The organism is Nocardioides coralli, from assembly GCF_019880385.1.
GTDB lineage: Bacteria > Actinomycetota > Actinomycetes > Propionibacteriales > Nocardioidaceae > Nocardioides > Nocardioides coralli.
Window position 1 is genome coordinate 2,789,454 of record NZ_CP082273.1, and the last position, 17,866, is coordinate 2,807,319.

19 protein-coding genes are annotated in these 17,866 nt (G+C 73.4%); 15 read left to right on the forward strand and 4 right to left on the reverse strand.

What is annotated here, in order from left to right; all coding sequences use genetic code 11:
- Positions 1 to 39 precede the first annotated feature (39 nt).
- Genes K6T13_RS13625 through rffA form a run of 6 tightly spaced genes read left to right on the forward strand, consistent with a single transcriptional unit; the run spans position 40 to position 6,841 of the window.
- A complete protein-coding gene (locus K6T13_RS13625) occupies positions 40 to 1,620 on the forward strand; it encodes a hypothetical protein (RefSeq protein WP_222895092.1) in 1,581 nt (526 codons plus the stop codon).
- A 9-nt stretch (positions 1,621 to 1,629) separates the two neighbouring features.
- The gene (locus K6T13_RS13630; RefSeq protein ID WP_222895093.1) at positions 1,630 to 2,412 is read left to right on the forward strand and encodes an exodeoxyribonuclease III; all 783 of its coding nucleotides are present in this window, start codon (positions 1,630 to 1,632) and stop codon (positions 2,410 to 2,412) included.
- A 40-nt stretch (positions 2,413 to 2,452) separates the two neighbouring features.
- Positions 2,453 to 3,976: a glycosyltransferase family 39 protein gene (locus K6T13_RS13635; RefSeq protein WP_222895094.1), complete on the forward strand. Its 1,524-nt coding sequence runs from the start codon at positions 2,453 to 2,455 to the stop codon at positions 3,974 to 3,976.
- Between the two features lie 35 nt (positions 3,977 to 4,011).
- The gene (locus K6T13_RS13640; RefSeq protein WP_222895095.1) at positions 4,012 to 4,959 is read left to right on the forward strand and encodes a glycosyltransferase family 2 protein; all 948 of its coding nucleotides are present in this window, start codon (positions 4,012 to 4,014) and stop codon (positions 4,957 to 4,959) included.
- On the forward strand, positions 4,956 to 5,699 hold the full coding sequence (locus K6T13_RS13645; protein WP_222895096.1) for a sulfotransferase family protein: 744 nt from the start codon (positions 4,956 to 4,958) through the stop codon (positions 5,697 to 5,699). Before K6T13_RS13640 ends, K6T13_RS13645 begins: the two co-directional genes overlap by 4 nt.
- The gene (gene rffA, locus K6T13_RS13650; protein WP_222895097.1) at positions 5,696 to 6,841 is read left to right on the forward strand and encodes a dTDP-4-amino-4,6-dideoxygalactose transaminase; all 1,146 of its coding nucleotides are present in this window, start codon (positions 5,696 to 5,698) and stop codon (positions 6,839 to 6,841) included. Before K6T13_RS13645 ends, rffA begins: the two co-directional genes overlap by 4 nt.
- A 10-nt stretch (positions 6,842 to 6,851) precedes the next feature.
- On the opposite strand, the gene K6T13_RS13655 is transcribed toward rffA, so the two are convergent.
- Positions 6,852 to 8,105: a polysaccharide biosynthesis protein gene (locus tag K6T13_RS13655; protein ID WP_222895098.1), complete on the reverse strand. Its 1,254-nt coding sequence runs from the start codon at positions 8,103 to 8,105 to the stop codon at positions 6,852 to 6,854.
- A gap of 97 nt (positions 8,106 to 8,202) precedes the next feature.
- Between K6T13_RS13655 and K6T13_RS13660 the strand changes: the two genes are divergently transcribed.
- Positions 8,203 to 9,273 (forward strand): DNA recombination protein RmuC, encoded by a 1,071-nt coding sequence (locus K6T13_RS13660; protein WP_222895099.1) that lies wholly within the window; start codon positions 8,203 to 8,205, stop codon positions 9,271 to 9,273.
- Between the two features lie 13 nt (positions 9,274 to 9,286).
- Positions 9,287 to 9,745 (forward strand): DUF6542 domain-containing protein, encoded by a 459-nt coding sequence (locus K6T13_RS13665; RefSeq protein ID WP_222895100.1) that lies wholly within the window; start codon positions 9,287 to 9,289, stop codon positions 9,743 to 9,745.
- Here K6T13_RS13665 and K6T13_RS13670 read toward each other — a convergent pair.
- Both K6T13_RS13670 and K6T13_RS13675 read right to left on the reverse strand, forming a co-directional pair.
- Complete coding sequence (locus K6T13_RS13670) at positions 9,691 to 10,314, reverse strand: L-threonylcarbamoyladenylate synthase (RefSeq protein ID WP_222895101.1); 624 nt, start codon at positions 10,312 to 10,314, stop codon at positions 9,691 to 9,693. The genes K6T13_RS13665 and K6T13_RS13670 overlap by 55 nt on opposite strands.
- An 8-nt stretch (positions 10,315 to 10,322) precedes the next feature.
- On the reverse strand, positions 10,323 to 11,336 hold the full coding sequence (locus K6T13_RS13675) for a 4-hydroxy-3-methylbut-2-enyl diphosphate reductase (RefSeq protein ID WP_222895102.1): 1,014 nt from the start codon (positions 11,334 to 11,336) through the stop codon (positions 10,323 to 10,325).
- Positions 11,337 to 11,414: 78 nt separating this feature from the next.
- On the opposite strand from K6T13_RS13675, the gene xseA reads away from it, so the two are divergent.
- From xseA to K6T13_RS13690, 3 genes are all read left to right on the forward strand, one after another.
- On the forward strand, positions 11,415 to 12,650 hold the full coding sequence (gene xseA / locus K6T13_RS13680; protein WP_249423790.1) for an exodeoxyribonuclease VII large subunit: 1,236 nt from the start codon (positions 11,415 to 11,417) through the stop codon (positions 12,648 to 12,650).
- Complete coding sequence (locus tag K6T13_RS13685) at positions 12,647 to 12,853, forward strand: exodeoxyribonuclease VII small subunit (RefSeq protein ID WP_222895103.1); 207 nt, start codon at positions 12,647 to 12,649, stop codon at positions 12,851 to 12,853. The genes xseA and K6T13_RS13685 overlap by 4 nt, the downstream gene beginning before the upstream one ends.
- A 359-nt stretch (positions 12,854 to 13,212) precedes the next feature.
- On the forward strand, positions 13,213 to 14,304 hold the full coding sequence (locus K6T13_RS13690; protein WP_283247963.1) for an HNH endonuclease signature motif containing protein: 1,092 nt from the start codon (positions 13,213 to 13,215) through the stop codon (positions 14,302 to 14,304).
- Positions 14,305 to 14,334: 30 nt separating this feature from the next.
- Here the strand turns inward: K6T13_RS13690 and K6T13_RS13695 are convergent, their stop codons facing one another.
- On the reverse strand, positions 14,335 to 14,874 hold the full coding sequence (locus tag K6T13_RS13695) for a DUF4245 family protein (protein ID WP_222895105.1): 540 nt from the start codon (positions 14,872 to 14,874) through the stop codon (positions 14,335 to 14,337).
- 108 nt (positions 14,875 to 14,982) lie between these two features.
- Here K6T13_RS13695 and K6T13_RS13700 point away from each other — a divergent pair, with 108 nt between their 5' ends.
- Genes K6T13_RS13700 through K6T13_RS13715 form a run of 4 tightly spaced genes read left to right on the forward strand, consistent with a single transcriptional unit; the run spans position 14,983 to position 17,853 of the window.
- Entirely contained in the window at positions 14,983 to 15,378 is a 396-nt protein-coding gene (locus tag K6T13_RS13700; protein WP_222895106.1) for a TOBE domain-containing protein, read from the forward strand.
- Complete coding sequence (gene modA, locus K6T13_RS13705) at positions 15,375 to 16,103, forward strand: molybdate ABC transporter substrate-binding protein (protein ID WP_222895107.1); 729 nt, start codon at positions 15,375 to 15,377, stop codon at positions 16,101 to 16,103. Before K6T13_RS13700 ends, modA begins: the two co-directional genes overlap by 4 nt.
- Complete coding sequence (locus tag K6T13_RS13710; protein ID WP_249423791.1) at positions 16,100 to 16,891, forward strand: ABC transporter permease; 792 nt, start codon at positions 16,100 to 16,102, stop codon at positions 16,889 to 16,891. Before modA ends, K6T13_RS13710 begins: the two co-directional genes overlap by 4 nt.
- Positions 16,888 to 17,853, forward strand: a complete 966-nt coding sequence (locus K6T13_RS13715) for an ABC transporter ATP-binding protein (protein ID WP_222895108.1) — start codon at positions 16,888 to 16,890, stop codon at positions 17,851 to 17,853. Before K6T13_RS13710 ends, K6T13_RS13715 begins: the two co-directional genes overlap by 4 nt.
- Positions 17,854 to 17,866: the final 13 nt, after the last annotated feature.

The following is a 17,866-nucleotide window of genomic DNA, read 5'->3' on the forward strand; positions in this document are numbered from 1 at the left end:
TCCACCGTGGCGGTCGCTCCGTGCGATTCTTCGACCACCATGTCGACCAGCACCGCCACCCCGCCCCCCGGCGTCGCCACCGAGCCCCGTCCGCGACGCCTCGGCCTCGACCCCCTCGTCCCCCTGTGGCTGCTGGCCCCCGTCGTGACCTGGATCGGCCACGGTTTCACCAACGGGGTCACGCGCGACGTCGCGCTCTACATCCAGGCGGGCCAGGCGGTGGCCGACGGCGAGCCGCCGTACGTCGCCGTCTGGAACCGTGCCGGACCTCTGGCGCACCTGCTGCCCGGGCTGGGCGTCTCCCTCGGCCGGTGGGTCGGCGCCGAGGACGTCACCGGAGCCCGGGTGCTCTACTTCGCGCTGGCCGCCCTGACCCCGGTGCTGGTCTACGTCACGGTCCGGACCGTGTTCGGGTCCCGCCTGGGCGGGAGTGTCGGCGCCGCGGCGATGGTCAGCTTCCCCCTGTGGGCGCACTTCTCGACCTCCGGCCCCGACAGCAAGCAGCCGATGGTCGTGTTCATGGCCCTGGCGCTGATGCTGGTCGTGCAACGCCGGATGCTCCTCGCCGGTGTCGCCACGGCACTGGCGACGCTGACGTGGCAACCGGTGCTGTTCGCGCTCGCCCTGGCCGCCCTCGTCATGGGCCTGACCGCCGACGGCGGGTGGCGCGGCCGCGTCCTCGCCCTGGGCCGCTTCGCCCTGGGCGGCCTCGCGACCCTGACGGCGACCGTCCTCTACTTCGTGGCGGCGGGGGCGCTCTCGGACTTCCTCGACGGCTTCTGGCGCGCCAACGCGGGCTACACCAGCCAGCCACCGCTGCTGCGCCACCTCCCGGCCGTCTCGGCCGGGATGCAGCACTGGTTCGGCTGGACCCTGTGGCTGCTCCTGGGCGGGCTGGTGCTCTCCGTCGTCGTGGCGCTGGTGGTGCTGGTGCTCCGGCCGGTCGCCGGCACCCCCCTCGCCGACGCACGGGCCGGGGCCGTGGCCACCGGCGCCGCCACCGTAGGCGCGGTGGCGTGGAGCTTCTACGCCTTCAACGCCGCGCCGGACTCCCTGCTGGTCCTGACGGTCGCCGCGGTCGGCCTCGGCAACGGCGCGGCCCTGCTGGCCCACGCGGTGTCCGGGTGGAAGGTCCCACGCACCGCGCTGGCCGTCGGGGTGGCGGGCTTCGTGCTCGCGGCTCTCGTCACGACCGCGCTCGAGATGGTCGGGACCGCCAAGAGCACGATCCTCGGTGGCCGCAACCAGGCCGAGAAGGTCCTCTCACCCCTCCCCGAGGCGAGCGTGATGACGGTGGGGGTCCCCCAGCCGCTCGCCCTGACCGGCCGCCGCAGCATCAGCCCCTATCAGCTCTTCAGCCCCGCCATCCAGCGGTGGATCGACGACACCTGGCCCGGTGGTCTGACGGCGTACGTCTCCTGGGTGCGCGAGCAGGAGGCCGAGGTGCTCTTCACCGTCCCCGGCCCCATGCCGCAGCTCTTCAAGCCCCTCGAGCCCGACTACGTCCCGGTCGGACGGTTCCACTCGTGGCGGGCCTGGCTCCACGTCGACGTGGACAAGTCCACCCGGCGGCAGGTGGACGAGGCACTGAGCGCCAAGCGCCGCACACGCGCTCAGTAGGGTCGCCGCGTGCGGCTCGCCACCTGGAACGTCAACTCCCTCCGCTCGCGCATCGACCGGGTCGAGGCCCTGCTGCAACGCCACGACATCGACGTCCTCGCGCTGCAGGAGACCAAGGCACGCGAGGAGCAGCTCCCGCTGATGGGGCTGCAGTCGCTGGGCTACGAGGTGGCGGCGGTCGGCCACGACCAGTGGAACGGCGTCGCGGTCATCAGCCGGGTCGGCCTGGACGACGTCACCGCGGGCTTCCCGGGGATGCCGGGCTGGGGCGAGCCGCCCGCTGCCGAGGCCCGGGCGCTGGCCGCGACGTGCGGAGGCCTGCGGGTGTGGTCGCTCTACGTGCCCAACGGCCGCAAGGTCGACGACCCCCACTACGTCTACAAGCTCGACTGGCTCTCCCGGCTGCGCGAGGCGGCGACCGCCTGGCTGGGCACGCCCACCGCACTGGTCGGCGACTGGAACATCGCCCCGCAGGACGACGACGTCTACGACATGGCCGCCTTCGCCAGGGACACCCACGTCACGCCGCCGGAGCGCTCGGCCTTCCAGGCGTTCCTCGACGCAGGCTGGGTGGACGTGGCTCGGCCCCACACCCCGGGTCCGGGCGTCTACACCTACTGGGACTACTACCGGCAGCGGTTCGAGCGGAACCGGGGGATGCGCATCGACTTCGTCCTCGGCTCGCCCGCGGTGGCCGCCGCGACGACGGGTGCCTTCGTCGACCGCGACGAGCGCGCCGGGACCGGGGCCTCCGACCACGCCCCCGTCGTCGTCGACCTCGACCTGGGATGAGGTCGTCGCGCGTTCACCACGGAGCCCTAGGCTGAGGGTCATGCACCAGCAACGCTCCGGGGCTGTGCGCGGTCTCGGCAGCCGGCTGCGCATCGACCCGTGGGGACCCCTGCTCGCCGCCGCCGGCGTGGTGATCTTCCTGCTGCACGGCTTCGGCGGCGTCCTCACCCGCGACCTGGCCCTGTACTCCTACAGCGCGCAGCAGTTCGCCGAGGGCGTCCCGCCCTACGTCAGCGTCCTCAACCGCGCCGGGCCGCTGGCCCACATGGTGCCGGGTGCCGGCGTGGCGTTCGCCCGGCTGGTCGGCACCGACGACCTGCTGACGATGCGGGTGCTGATGCTCGTGCTCTCGGCGATCGCGGTGTGGCTGATCTACCTGCTGGGCCGCGACGCCTTCGCCTCCCGGCTGGCGGGCGCGGCCACCGCCGCGAGCCTGCTCTCCTTCCAGGGTTTCGTGACGTACGCCGGCGGCGGACCGCGCGAGAAGACGACGATGCTGCTGCTGGTGGTCTGCGCGCTGCTCGCGACCACCCACCGCCGCTGGGCTCTCGCCGGTGCCGCGACCGCCCTCGCCACCCTGACCTGGCAGCCGTCGTTCTTCGTGGGGACCGCCGCGGTCGTCGTCGCGGTCCTCGGGCTGACGTGGCGGCAGGCCCCGGCCGCGCTGGTGCGCTTCGCGGTCGGCGGGCTGATCCCGACAGCCGTGATCACGTCCTACTTCTGGGGAGCCGGCGCACTGCGGCAGTTCCTCGACGGCTTCTACTTCATCAACGCCGGCTGGACCGACCAGACCGGTCTCGCCGAGTTCGTCACGGGACGCCCGGAGGAGATGGTCGAGGGGTTCGGGCAGTCGCTGTGGCTGGTGATCGCGGGCCTGGTCGCCATGCTCGTCCTCGGGGTCGTGCAGCTGCTCCGTCGGGAGCGCTCCGACCCGCGCTGGTGGGCCGTGCTCTCGCTCTCCGGTGCCACCGTGGCGATCCTCCTGTGGTCGGTCCGCGTGTTCAACGGCTGGGCGGACGCGGTGGTCATGCTGCCGCTGGCCGCGCTCGGACTCGGCGGCCTGCTCCACCGCCTGGTGCGCTCGCGGCCGCGGTGGCTCGCGACCACGGTCGTGGCGACGTACACCCTGGTGCTGCTGGTCTCATCCGGCGTGTCGAGCTGGGTGACCCGACCCGCGGAGCTCGGTCCGATGCGGGCCGAGATCGACGCCGCGCTGGCCGCCGCCGGCCCCGACGTGACGGTGCTGTCGATCGGGGCGCCGCAGCCGCTGGTGTTCGGCCAGCTCCGCAACCCGATCCGGCACCAGATGTTCATCGACGGGCTCAACGAGTACCTCGACGACGACCTCCCCCGCGGCCTCCAGGGGCTGGCGGAGCGGATCGCCGTCGAACGGCCGACCTTCGTCACGATGGACGAGCCCACCTGGTACGACTGGGCGCGGCCGGTCATCCGGGAGCACTACGTCTACGTCGGGCAGACCTACGACATGGTGTGGTACGTCGACAACCGGATCGGGCCGGAGCGCATCGCCCGCCTGGAGCGCGTGATCGGTGGCGCTGCGTAACGACCGTGGTGGGGGTTGTGACACGATCCGGTGCCATGACGGCCCAGCTCGACCGTGGGAGCTTCACCTATTCCATCGTGATCCCGGTCTACAACAGCGCCGGGATCGTCGGCGAGACCGTCGACCGTGTCGTCAGCGTGTTCCGCGAGGCGGGGCTGCGCTTCGAGGTGATCCTGGTCAACGACGGCAGCCCCGACGACAGCTGGTCGGTGATCTCGGAGCGCGCGGCGCAGCACCCCGAGGTGGTCGCCCTCGACCTCATGCGCAACTACGGGCAGCACTACGCCAACATGGCCGGCCTGACCGAGGCCAGCGGCGACTACGTGATCACGATGGACGACGACCTGCAGAACCCGCCCGACCAGGCGCTGGTGCTCATCGACGCCGCGATGGCCGGCCACGACGTGGTCTTCGGCAAGTTCGACCAGAAGAAGGCCGCCGGCTTCCGCCGGATCGGCAGCAAGCTCATCGGCATGATCAACCGACGGATCTTCGGCCAGCCCGCCGACCTCGTGGTCAGCAACTTCCGGATCCTGCGGCGCGACGTCGTCGACCGCATCGTCGCCTCGCGCACGGCCTACCCCTACATCACCGGGCAGGCCCTCATGTACTCCGGCGCCCGCGCCAACGCGCTGGTGCGCCACGAGCCGCGGCCGGTCGGCAAGAGCAACTACAACCTCGTCCGGATCCTGCGGCTGGTCGTGACCATCCTGTTCAGCTACAGCTCCTGGCCGCTGCGCGCCGCCGCGGTCCTCGGCTTCACGATCTCCGGCCTCAGCTTCCTGCTGGGCGGGTTCCTCGTGGTGCGGGGCCTGGCCACCGACTCCGTCGTGCCCGGCTGGACGTCGCTGATGGTGCTGCTCTCGCTGTTCGCCGGCTTCATCATCGCGCTGCTGTCGATGATCGGCGAGTACGTCGTGCGCACCCTCAACACCGTCAGCACCGACGAGTGGTTCCACGTCGTGCAGCGGGTGGGCCGGTGACGCGTCACTTCCTGGTCGCCGGGGCGCAGCGCTGCGGCACCACCTGGCTCCACGAGCTGCTGGCCGGTCACCCCGAGATCGCGATGGCCCGGCCGGCGAGGCCCGAGCCGAAGGTGTTCCTGCGGGAGGACCCGCCGGGCGCCGACGCCTATCGCGCGGAGTTCTTCGGTCACGTCGACGGCGAGTCGCTGCTCGGGGAGAAGAGCACCTCCTACCTCGAGTCCCCGGAGGCGCCCGACCGGGTCGCCGCCACCCTGGGGAGTCCCCAGATCGTCGTGCAGCTCCGCGACCCCGTGGCCCGGGCGGTGTCCAACTGGAGCTTCAGTCGCGACCACGGCGTGGAGACCCGGCCGCTCGCGGAGGCGCTCCGGGCCGACATGGCCGGCCAGCAGGAGTGGGACCGGGCCGCGTCCTCGGTCTCGCCGTTCGCCTACGTCACCCGGGGTCGCTACGTGGCCGACCTGGCGCGGTGGACCGAGCGCTTCGACGTCCACGTCCAGTTCCTCGAGGAGCTGGTCGACGACACCGACCGGGTGGTGGGCGACCTCTTCACGTGGCTCGGCGTCGATGCCGGCGTACGGCCGGACACCGGAGGCGGTCCGGTCAACGCGAGCAGCACCGCCGAACCCCTCGACCGCGCGCTCGAGGCCGAGCTGCGCGACCACTACCGCGACAGCGACGACGCGCTCGCCGACCTGCTCGGTCGGGAGCTCCCCTGGCGCACCCGGAAGGACACATGAGCGAGATCCCCTTCAACAAGCCCCAGCTCGTCGGCCGCGAGCTCGACTACGTGGCCGAGGCCATGCGCAGCGGCCACACCTCCTCCGGTGGGCCCTTCTCGAAGCGGGCCGGGGAGCTGCTGCAGCAGGCCACCGGGGCCGAGGAGGTGCTGCTGACCACGTCGTGCACGTCGGCCCTCGAGCTCAGCGCGATGCTGCTCGACCTCGGGCCCGAGGACACGGTGGTCGTGCCCTCCTTCACCTTCACCAGCAGCGCGCTCGCCTTCGCCCGCCAGGGTGCGCGGATCCTGTTCGCCGACATCGAGCCGGAGACGCTCGGCATCGACCCCGCCCACCTCGCCGAGCTGCTCGACGACAGCGTCCGGGCCGTGGTGGTCGTCCACTACGCCGGCGTCGCGTGCGACATGACCGGCATCCGCAAGGTGCTGGCCGACCGGCCCGACGTGGTGGTCGTCGAGGACGCCGCCCACGGCCTCTTCGGCTCCCACCACGACGAGCCGCTGGGCGGGATGGGCAGGTTCGCCAGCCTCTCCTTCCACGAGACCAAGAACTTCGTCTGTGGCGAGGGCGGCGCACTGCTGCTCAACGACCGGGCCGACGTCAACCGGGCGCGGGTCCTCTACGACAAGGGCACCGACCGGCAGGCCTTCTTCCTCGGCCAGGTCGACAAGTACTCCTGGCGCGACAACGGCTCGTCCTTCGGCATCTCCGACGTGCTGGCGGGCTACCTGTGCGGCCAGCTCGAGGAGGCCGAGACGATCCAGTCCCGACGTCGGGCGGTCTTCGAGGGCTACCTCGCCGCCCTGGCCGGGCCGGCGGCCGAGCTCGGCATCCGCTTGCCGATCGTGCCGGAAGGCTTCCAGCCCGCCTACCACCTCTTCTACGCGCTCCTGCCCGACGCCGGCATGCGGCCCCAGGTGATGGGCGCGATGCGCGAGGACGGGATCGCGACCACCTTCCACTACGTGACGCTCCACGACTCCGACGGTGGCCGGATGTTCGCGGCCAGGTCGACGGACTGCCCGGTGTCGAAGGACGTCAGCACCCGTCTGGTGCGGCTCCCGTTCCACAACGGGCTGACCCCCGCCGAGGTGGAGCGGGTGGCGGACTCGTTCGTCGCGGCCGTGAAGGCCGCGGGCTGAACCTCCGCCCTCACCCCTGCCGGCCGGCGACCTGCCGGTCGGACCGCTCCTCGAGCACCACGAAGCCCAGCCAGGCGACCGCCTCGACCGCGAGGAACGTCCAGCAGGTGGCCACCAGCGGCTCACCGGCCAGCAGGTAGGCCACGACCCCGGCGGGCGCCGCGACCAGCCAGGTCCGGGCGACCCAGGCGCTGCGGCCTCGCGCCAGCAGGCCGACGGTCAGCACCAGGTTGGCGAGGGCGAACGCCGACCCCACGGCCACCACGGCCGCCTCGGCCGGCTCGAGCCGCACCCCGGTGCCGAAGACCAGCTCCATCACCGGCGGGCCGAGCCACGCGCCGCCCAGGCCGGCCAGGAGTGCGGCCGCGAGCGTGCCGCCGGTGAGACCGCGACGGATCCGGCGCAGCCGTGACCAGTCGCGCGCCTCGACCAGCGACGTCAACCGACCCGTCAGTGCCGCCACCAGCCCGAGCGCCAGCGTGTAGGGAGCCCGGAACAGGGCGAGCCCGGCGAAGAGCGCCGTCACCTGCGGCGGGGCTCCCCCGACCGCCGCCAGCAGGACGGGACCGCCGGTGAGCGTCGCCTGCGCGAGCAGCTGCCCGGCCGAGGCGCCGCTGACGAAGGCGAGCGGGGCGTCGGCCTCGCCGCTGCCGGTCGCGCGGGGCACGAGGGCTGCCGGCCACAGCACCGCGGCGGCGTACCCCGCCACGAGGGCGAGGCCGAACGCGGTCGGTGAGCTGACGCCGGCCCACCAGAGCGCCGCGGCGGCCAGGCAGCGCAGGCCGTTCTCGAGGGCCAGGGCCGCCGCCACCGAGCCGAACGCGCGCCGACCCGACAGGGTGCCGCGGACCACGCCGAGCATGCCCGAGCCGAGGCCGACGGCGACCACGAGCAGCGGGAACCACTCCCCCTCGGCGCCGAAGAGCCGGTCGACGGCGAGCCAGGCGACCAGACCCGCGGCGACCGAGGCGCCGGCCACGGCCGCGGCCACGTGCGGCAGCCCCCGGCGTACGGCGGCCTCGCCCCCGGGCAGCGCAGCGGAACGGGCGATCCAGTGCTGGACCGGGAAGGTGAGCGCGGCACCGGCGAAACCCCACCAGGCCCACAGGACGGCCACCGGCGCCGCCGGGCCGGCACCGAGGGAGCGGGTGACCAGCGCGAAGAAGACGTAGGCCAGCACGCCGTTCAGCAGGGACCCGACGGCGAGGAAGGTCGCGTCGCTGCGGCCCCGGGGGGCGGACTGCGGCGGGGCTGGCTGGCTCATCAGGCGGTGATTCTGCCGGAGGCGGGGCGCGCGCGGTCAGGACGCCCCGCCGCGGCGCTCCCCGGGGTTGTCGGTGGCCTCCGGCATCCTCGGGAGCATGGAGACGCTGGTGGTGCTCGGAGTGCTCGCGGTGGGGATCGTCCTCGGGTGTGTCCTGGGTCTGCTCTGGGCCAGGTCGCGGCCGGGGGTGGCCGTCGGGATGGTCGACCAGGCCGAGGTCATGCAGGGCCTCGATCGGCTGAGCGACCAGATGATCGAGATCGACCGCCACCGATCCACCTGGCAGGGAGAGCTGCGCCGTCATGTCACCGACCTGCAGCAGGAGACCCGGCTGCTGTCGACGGCCCTGCGCAAGCCCCAGGTGCGTGGGCAGTGGGGCGAGCTCCACCTGCGCCGGGCGGTGGAGCTGGCCGGCCTCGTCGACCGGTGCGACTTCCACGAGCAGGTGCGGCTCGACGACGGGACCCGCCGGCCCGACCTCGTCGTCCACCTGGCCGGCGGCCGACAGGTCGTGGTCGACGCCAAGGTCCCCCTCGACGCCTACCTCGACGCCACCGCGGCGACCGACGACACCGCCCGCGAGGCGGCGGTGGCACGCCACGCACGCCAGCTGCGCACCCACGTCGACGGGCTGTCGGCGAAGTCCTACTGGCGCTCCCTGCCCGAAACCCCCGAGTTCGTGGTGCTCTTCGTGCCCGCCGAGTCCTGCCTGGCCGTGGCCCTCGACCACGACCGCGACCTGATCGACTACGCCGCGCACCGGCAGGTGGTGCTCGCCTCCCCGACCACGCTCATCGCGCTCCTGCGCACGGTCGCCCACGGCTGGCGCCACGCGGCGCTGGCCGACCAGGCCCGCGACGTGCACCGGCTCGGCCGCGACCTCCACGAGCGGCTGGGTACCTTCGCCGGCCACCTCGACCAGGTGGGACGGTCCTTGCGGGCCGCGGTCGGTCACTACAACCAGGCTGTGGGCAGCCTCGAGTCGAGGGTGCTGGTCTCGGCGCGCCGGTTCAGCGACCTCGCCGTCACCGACGCCGAGCTGGGCGCGCCCCGCCGCCTCGACCTCGGCGTCCGGTCCCTGCCGGCGTCCGAGCCCGACCTGGCCGACACCGGCGCGCCGCCCGCCGCAGGCGACGACGTGCTCCTACCGTGGCAGCGTGCCCAGTAGCGGCAGCACGTCCGTGAGCCAGCAGTCGGGGCCGCGCACCCTGTGGGAGCAGGGGCACGAGCCCGGCCGCCAGATGGTCGCGCTCGGCGCTGCCGTCACCCTCAGCGTCGTCGCGCTCGACCTCGCCGTCGGTGAGGGGCTCGGGCTCCTCTTCGACCTGGGGTTCGTCGTGACCTGCATCGCGATCGCGCTGCTGGTGCGTCCCCGCGACTTCTTCGCGGTCGGGGTCCTGCCTCCGCTGCTGATGCTCGGCGTCCTCGTCCTGGTGGAGATCGCCCGGCCCGGTCTGCTCGGCACCCACCCCGACGACGGCGCGATCCAGTCGGTCGTCACCGGCCTCGCCCACCACAGCGGCGCCCTCGTGACCGGCTACCTGGTGTGCCTGGCCGTGCTGGCCGTGCGCCACCGCTTCGTGGCTCAGGCCACGAAGCGGCCGGGGTCGCCCGAGCCGACGCGCACCACGTCCGGGTAGCCCTCCGACCAGTCCACCACCGTCGTCGGTTCGGCGATGGTCTCGCCAGCCTCGACCACGACGTCGACCTCGTGCTCGAGCTCCTCCATCAGCTCCCACCCCAGGGTGCGGGGCTCCTCCTCGCCCGGGAGGATCAGGGTGCTCGTCAGCAGCGGCTCGCCGAGCTCCTCGAGGAGCGCGGACACCACGGCGTGCTGGGGGATCCGGACCCCGACGGTCCGCTTCTTCGGGTGCATCAGCCGGCGGGGCACCTCGCCGGTCGCGGGCAGGATGAACGTGTAGGCCCCCGGCGTGGCCGCCTTGATCGCCCGGAACGCGGCGTTGTCGATGTGGACCAGCTGGCCGAGCTGGGCGAAGTCGCGGCACATCAGGGTGAAGTGGTGCCGGTCGTCGAGCTGCCGGATCCGCAGGATCCGGTCGCGCCCGTCGCGGTTGCCGAGCTGGCAGCCCAGCGCATAGCCGGAGTCGGTCGGGTAGGCGATCAGCGCGTCCTCACGCAGTGCCTGTACGACCTGGGCGACCCGACGCGGCTGCGGGTCGACCGGGTGCAGGTCCACGAAGCGCGCCACGACCGGCCCTAGGACGAGATGGCGGCCTGCTGCGCCGCCTTCAGGTCGCGTCGCAGCTCCTTGGGGAGGGCGAAGATCAGCGACTCCTCGGCGGAGTGGACCGCCTGCGCATCGGGGTAGCCCCGCTCGGCGAGGAAGGCCAGCACGCCCTGCACGAGCTCCTCGGGAACGCTCGCCCCCGAGGTGACGCTCACGGTGGAGACGCCCTCGAGCCAGGCCTCGTCGATCTCGGTGGCGTCGTCGACGCGGTGGGCCGACCGGGCCCCGGCCTCGAGGGCGACCTCGACCAGCCGGACCGAGTTGGAGGAGTTCCCGGACCCGACGACGATGACCAGGTCGGCGTCGCGGGCGATCTCCTTGATCGCCAGCTGGCGGTTCTGGGTGGCGTAGCAGATGTCGTCGCTCGGGGGGTCCAGCAGCGCCGGGAACCGCTCGCGGATCGCGGCCACCGTCTCGAGGGTCTCGTCGACGCTCAGCGTGGTCTGGGACAGCCAGGCCACCTTCTCGGGGTCACGGACGACGATCCCCGCGACGTCCTCGGGACCCTGGACGAGCTGGATGTGGTCGGGCGCCTCGCCCGCGGTGCCCTCGACCTCCTCGTGACCCTCGTGGCCGATGAGGAGGATGTCGTAGTCCTCGCCGGCGAACCGCTTCGCCTCGTGGTGGACCTTGGTGACCAGCGGGCAGGTGGCGTCGATCGTCTTGAGCTCGCGCTGCTGGGCCTGTCGGTGGACCTCCGGCGAGACCCCGTGGGCGGAGAACACCACCGTCGCGCCGGCCGGGACCTCGTCGAGCTCCTCGACGAAGATCGCGCCGCGCGACTCGAGGTCGGACACCACGTGCTTGTTGTGGACGATCTGCTTCCTGACGTAGACAGGCGCGCCGTAGAGGTCGAGCGCCTTCTCCACCGTCACGACCGCCCGGTCGACGCCGGCGCAGTAGCCGCGCGGCGCCGCGAGCAGCACGGCGCGCTCGGCCTCCTCGGGGCTGAGCACGGGAGGGGTTCCCAGGTCCGTCGTCATGGGCCCGAGTCTAGGGACTCCGGCCACGCCCAGCCGAGTCGGCGCGGGGCGTCGGCGGCTGCCCGTAGGCTCGCGGTCGTGCCATCGCTGCGTGAGACCACCGCCGACGCGCCCGCCCCGGTGCGCGCGGTCTCCAACGCGCTGTCGCAGTGGATCGGGCAGCTCGGCGCGCTGTGGGTCGAGGGCCAGGTGACCCAGTTCACCCGCCGCCCCGGCATGGGCACCGTCTTCCTGACGCTGCGCGACCCCGTGGCCGAGGTGTCGGTGACCGTGACCTGCGCCCGCACCCTCTTCGACTCGCTCGACCCCCCGGTGGTCGAGGGCGGCAGCATCGTGGTCCATGCCCGGCCGACGTTCTACGCCGGCAACGGCAGCCTGTCGCTCGCCGCCAGCGACATCCGGATGGTCGGGCTGGGCGAGCTGCTGGCGCGCCTGGAGCGCCGCCGCAGGTTGCTGGCCGCCGAGGGGCTCTTCGAGCCGGCCCTCAAGCGGCGCCTGCCCTTCCTCCCCCGGGCTGTCGGCCTGGTCACCGCTGCGGGGTCGGCCGCCGAGCGCGACGTCCTCGACAACGCGCGACGGCGCTGGCCAGGTGTGCGGTTCGAGGTGGTCCACGCGCCCATGCAGGGCCAGCGCTGTGCCCTCGAGGTGATGGAGGCCGTCGAGCGTCTCGACCGTCGTCCCGAGGTCGAGGTGATCGTGGTCGCGCGGGGCGGCGGCTCGGTCGAGGACCTGCTGCCCTTCTCCGACGAGGGGCTGGTGCGCGCGGTCCACCGGGTGCGGACCCCGGTCGTCTCCGCCATCGGCCACGAGCCCGACAACCCCCTGCTGGACCTCGTCGCCGACGTCCGCGCCTCGACCCCCACCGACGCCGCCAAGCTGGTGGTGCCCGATGTCGCCGAGGAGCAGCGCCAGCTGCTCACCACGCGCGACCGTGCCCGCGCCGCAGTCCGCCAGCTGATCGGGCGCGAACAGGCGACGCTGGAGTCGCTGCGCTCCCGACCCGCCCTGGCCGACCCCCGTACCCTCGTCGACGAGCGGAGCAGCGAGGTCGCGGCACTGCGCGACCGCTCGCGGCGGACCCTGCGCCACGCGCTCGACCGCGCCACCGACGACATCGAGCACCACCGGGCGCGTGCCCGCGCGCTGTCGCCGCTCGCCACCCTGCAACGCGGCTACGCCGTGCTGCAGGACGAGGCCGGCCACGTGGTCTCGTCGGTCGACGGCGTGACGGCCGGCCACGCCATCTCGGTGCGGGTCACCGACGGGCGGGTGCTCGCCACCACCACCGGCACCGAGCGCGAGGAGGACGCGTGAGCGAGACGACGAGCAACGACATCCCCTACGAGCAGGCCCGCGAGGAGCTGATCGAGGTGGTCCGCCGCCTCGAGGCCGGGGGCACGACCCTCGAGGAGTCGCTCACGCTGTGGGAGCGGGGCGAGAAGCTCGCCACGATCTGCCAGAGCTGGCTCGACGGGGCCCGGGAGCGCCTCGACCAGGCTGTCGAGCAGGACGAGTAGTCAGCTCCTGAGCTGGAGGCTCTGGCCCAGGTGGGCCGTCGAGGGCAACACGCTCGCCGGAGCACGCACTACCCCGGCCGTCCGCGCCACGGATCGTCCCCAGCCCGGGTCCACTGAGAGTTCTTCACAGGGGTGGCATGGATGGTCGTTGGGTGTCCGGGGGCGGGCCTAGCGTCGGGGGTATGAGCCAGTCAGCTGTTCCGTTGCCGCACCCGTTGGTGGGGTGTGTGGCGGCGGTGGCGGCTGCGGTGGACGGGGTGGTGGGTGCGAACCCGGTGTTCTTGTCGACGGCTGCGAAGGCCTCGGTGCTGGTGGGGTTGTCGGAGCAGGTCGCGCGGTTGGAGGGGCTGCGGCTGGCGGTGCTCGCGGCCGCCGGCGATGTCGCGGAGGAGCACGGGGCCCGGACGGCCGGGGTGTGGTTGGCGCACCAGGCCCGGTTGGAGCGGCCCGAGGGCCGGAGGCTGCAGCAGCTGGCCGAGGCGTTGGACCAGCGGTGGCACCGGGTGGCGTCGGCGTTGTTGGCCGGGGAGGTCAGTCGGGCGCAGGCGGAGGCGATCGTCGCCGCCCTCGAGGCGTTGCCCGGTGACCTCGACCGCGAGGTGCGGGCCCGGGCGGAGGCGCATCTGGTGGGGTTGGCCGGAGAGTTCGGGCCGGCACAGCTGCGCCGGCTGGGGCAGCGGATCCTGGACGTGGTGGCCCCCGCGGTGGCCGAGGAGCACGAGCGTCGTGCCCTCGAACGTGCCGAGCGGGCGGCCCGGGTCCGGATGCGGGTCCGCCGGCAGGACCTGGGCGCGGGGCTGGTGCGGATCACCGCCGACCTGCCGGTGCTGCACGCCGACCTGCTCTACACCCAGCTCCACGCCCACGCCTCACCACGACGCGACCACCTCGAGCAGCTGGCGCACGTGGACCGGCGCGACCCCGAGTCCGGAGAACGGGTCCCCTACCCCACGTTGCTGGCCCAGGGGTTCTGCAGCCTGCTCGAACGGCTCCCCCAGCAGGCGGCGCCCCGGCACGGTGGGGATGCGGCGTCGCTGGTGGTGACCATCGACCACGACCGGCTCGCCGAGCAGGTCGGGGTGGCCCGGTTGGGCACCGGGCACGCGATCAGCGTCGGGGAGGCCCGCCGGCTGGCCTGCAACGTCGGGATCCTCCCGATGGTCCTCGACGGCGCCTCCCAACCCCTCGACGTCGGCCGGACCAAACGCCTCCACACCCCCGCGATGCGCAAGGCCCTCGCCGTGCGCGACCGCGAGTGCCGCGCCGAGGGCTGCGACATCCCCGCCGCCTGGACCGAAGCCCACCACCAGGCCCCCTGGTCACACGGCGGACCCACCACCGTCAACGACGCCGTGCTGCTCTGCTCCTGGCACCACCACCGCGCCCACGACCGCCGCTACGACACCCGACGCCTGCCCAACGGCGACCTCCGCTTCCACCGACGAACGTAGGGCCTCCTTGGCGGGCCCGCAGACCTGTCGTCATTCCACGGGGTCGGTCGTCAGCGCTTCGGCGAGCGTGGTCAGGTCGCCACGACCGGCCGAGCCGTAGACGACCACCCACTCCTCGCCGACCTCGGCGACGTAGGCCAGGTCGCCGCCCTCGTCGGTGTAGGCGCCCCATCGGTCGGCCACGGCCGAGTCGATGCGCACCGGGTCGAGCTCCTCGGTGTCCTCGTCGACGTAGATCTCCAGGATGTCGGGCAGCGAGCGGCCCGACTGGTGCACACCGGCGAAACCGTCGGGTGTGAGGAAGCCGATGCCCCACGTCCGCTCGTTCGGCGACTCGACGCTGGTGGCCTGCCACCCGGCGGGCAGCGACCGTGGGTAGACGACGTCCCGTCCAGCGTCCTGCGCGAAGCCGACGGCGTCGAGGTAGTCGACGCTGTCGGGCTCGACCACCAGCTCGTCGCGGTTCAGAGCCCGGAAGGTGAGGTAGGCCGTGATGACGAGGAGCAGCACCGCCAGGGCGCCGACAAGGCCGGAGACGGAACGCTGGTAGCGGCCGGGCTGCTCACTCACGGCCCCATCCTCACAGAGCCCACCCAGCGGTCGACCGTCCGGTGCACGGATCCGCAGATGCGGATCGACTCTTGCGCAACGTCACCGCATGCGCGGACACTGGCCGGTGTGACGACGTACCGGATCGCGGAGGCAGCCGCCCTGCTGGGCGTCAGCGACGACACCGTACGCCGCTGGGTGGACGCCGGCCGGCTCCCGGCCTCCACCGGCCGCGGCCGCGCGGTTGTCGAGGGCGCCGATCTCGCCGCCCTCGCGGAGGAGCTGGCGGACCACCCCGACCGCGAAGCATCGCGAGCCAGCGCCGTCAGCGCGCGGAACCGGCTCGACGGCATCGTCGTCCGCGTGGTCCGCGACACCGTGATGGCGCAGGTCGACCTGATCTGCGGCCCCTACCGGCTGGTCTCGCTCATGAGCACCGAGGCCGCCGACGAGCTCGGGCTCGAGCGAGGCGTCCGCGCCACCGCATCGGTCAAGGCGACCAACGTCGTCGTGGAGCGCCCGTGAAGCGGTGCTGGCCGGCAGTGGTGCTGCTGCTGCTCCCACTGGCGGCGTGCGGCACCGACGACGACCCGGAGCTGACCGTGCTCGCGGCGGCGTCGCTGACCGACGCCTACGAGCGGCTGGCCGACGACTTCGAGGAGCAGACCGGGGCCCGGGTGAGGTTCTCGTTCGGCTCGAGCACCGACCTCGCCCAGCAGGCCGCCGACGGGGCACCGGGCGACGTGCTCGCCACGGCCGACGACACGTCGATGCAGGTGGCCGTGGCCGCCGGCTCGACCCGGGACGTCGTCCGCTTCGCCGGCAACGTCCTGGTGATCGTCACGCCACCCGACAACCCGGCCGGGGTGGACTCGCTCGCCGACCTCGCGGGGGCGACGTGGGTGCGGTGTGCCGACGAGGTCCCGTGCGGTCGGGTCGCCCTGGCGGTGCTCGATGACGCCGGCGTAGGGGCGGAGCCGGTCAGCCTCGAGGAGGACGTGCGGGCCACGCTCGACAAGGTGACCTCCGGTGAGGTCGACGCCGCGCTGGTCTACGCGACCGACGCCGTCGCGGCCGGATCCGCAGTGGAGACGGTGCAGCTCCCTGGCGCCGAGGACCATGCGACGGCGTACCTGACCGCCACGCTCACCCAGGCTGAGGAACCCGAGCTGGCCCGTGAATGGGTGGAGCTCATGACGTCGCAGTCGGGGCGCGCGGTGCTGGCCGAGGCGGGGTTCCGGCTGCCGTGAGAGATCCCCTGGGCCGCCCCCCGGCCGTGCTGATGGTGCCGGCCGCCGTGGCCACGCTGCTGCTGGTGGTGCCGGTCGGCGCGATGGTCGTCGCGACCGACTGGGCCGCACTCCCCGCCGAGCTGGGCTCGGAAGTGGCCCGTCAGGCGCTCTGGCTCTCGGTGACGACCGCCACCGCGTCCGCGGCCATCTGCCTGGTGCTCGGGCTCCCCCTCGCGTGGCTGCTCGCGCGCATCTCGTTCCGCGGAAGGGGGCTGCTCCGGGCGCTCGTGTCGTTGCCGCTCGTGCTGCCCCCCGTCGTGGCGGGCGTGGCGCTGCGCAGCGCCTTCGGCCGCTCCGGCGTCCTCGGCGAACCGATCCTCGAGCTGACCGGCTTCGCGTTCCCCTTCACCACCTGGGGGGTGGTGCTCTCGCACGTCTTCGTCTCGCTCCCCTTCGTGGTGATCGCCGTCGAGGGTGCCTTCCGTTCCGCCGACCCGGCCTACGACGCCGCGGCCGCCACCCTCGGCGCGGGGCGCTGGACCACGTTCCGACGCGTCACCGCCCCGCTCGCGCTCCCCGGCATCGTCGCCGGGCTCGTGCTGGGCTGGGCCCGCGCGCTGGGCGAGTTCGGCGCCACCATCACCTTCAACGGCAACTACCCCGGGACGACGCAGGTGCTGCCGAACCTGATCTACGTGACCCGCCAGTCCGACCAGGACGCGGCGCTGGCGCTGAGCCTGCTGATGCTGCTGGTCTCCGTCGCCGTGCTGCTCGCGCTCCGCGACCGTTGGCTGGGGACCACATGACCCTCACGCTGGACCTCCGCGTCCCGGGCCGGGTCGATGTCTCGTGCGAGGTTGACCGCGGCGAGGTGCTCGCGGTGATCGGGCCCAACGGAGCCGGCAAGACCAGCCTGGTGCACGCGCTCGCCGGGCTGGTCGTCGCCGAGGGCTCGGCGCTGCTCGACGGCACCGACCTCCTGACGGTCCCGGCCACCGAGCGGGGGGTCGGGATGGTCTTCCAGAACCAGCTGCTCTTCCCCCACCTGACCGCGCTCGCCAACGTCGCGTTCGGCCCGCGGTCACGCGGCGCGACTCGCGCGGCGGCCGAGGACGCATCGCGGACCTGGCTCAGCCGGCTCGGCGTCGGCGACCTCGCACACCGGCGGCCCGGCCAGCTGTCCGGCGGGCAGGCGCAACGCGTCGCCATCGCTCGCGCGCTCGCCACGGAGCCCCGGCTGCTGCTGCTGGACGAGCCGCTGACGGGCCTCGACGTCACGGTCGCGATGGCGCTGCGCATCGAGCTCGGCCGCCATCTCGCCGACTACGGCGGGATCACCCTCCTCGTCACGCACGACGCGATCGACGCGTTCACGATCGCGGACCGGGTCCTCGTCCTCGACGACGGGCGCGTCGCCCAGATCGGTACGCCGGCAGAGGTCGCTCAGCGGCCCCGCACCGAGCACGTGGCGCGGCTGGTCGGGCTCAACGTGGTCCGCGACGCTCATCGCATCACGGCGTTCACCCCCGAGGCGGTCGCGGTGTCGCTGGGCGAGCCGGTCGGCTCGCCGCGGCTGCGCTGGCACGGTCGGGTCGCCGACGTGGCACCGCACGGCGACGCGGTCCGCGTGCTGGTCCGCGCGGACCCCGACCTGATCGCCGACGTGACGCCCGCCGCGGCGACCGAGCTCGGCCTGGCACCGGGCCGCGAGGTCTGGCTCTCGGTCAAGGCGACCGCCGTGACGACGTACGAGCTCGACGGCGACTGACCGGTATCCTCCC

Excerpts from the sequence above, each read along its gene's own strand:
- K6T13_RS13625 (WP_222895092.1), top strand. The coding sequence starts at position 40 with ATGTCGACCAGCACCGCCACCCCGCCCCCCGGCGTCGCCACCGAGCCC.
- K6T13_RS13635 (WP_222895094.1), top strand. The coding sequence starts at position 2,453 with ATGCACCAGCAACGCTCCGGGGCTGTGCGCGGTCTCGGCAGCCGGCTG.
- K6T13_RS13640 (WP_222895095.1), top strand. The coding sequence starts at position 4,012 with ATGACGGCCCAGCTCGACCGTGGGAGCTTCACCTATTCCATCGTGATC.
- rffA (WP_222895097.1), top strand. The coding sequence starts at position 5,696 with ATGAGCGAGATCCCCTTCAACAAGCCCCAGCTCGTCGGCCGCGAGCTC.
- K6T13_RS13655 (WP_222895098.1), bottom strand. The coding sequence starts at position 8,105 with ATGAGCCAGCCAGCCCCGCCGCAGTCCGCCCCCCGGGGCCGCAGCGAC.
- K6T13_RS13660 (WP_222895099.1), top strand. The coding sequence starts at position 8,203 with ATGGAGACGCTGGTGGTGCTCGGAGTGCTCGCGGTGGGGATCGTCCTC.
- K6T13_RS13675 (WP_222895102.1), bottom strand. The coding sequence starts at position 11,336 with ATGACGACGGACCTGGGAACCCCTCCCGTGCTCAGCCCCGAGGAGGCC.
- K6T13_RS13715 (WP_222895108.1), top strand. The coding sequence starts at position 16,888 with ATGACCCTCACGCTGGACCTCCGCGTCCCGGGCCGGGTCGATGTCTCG.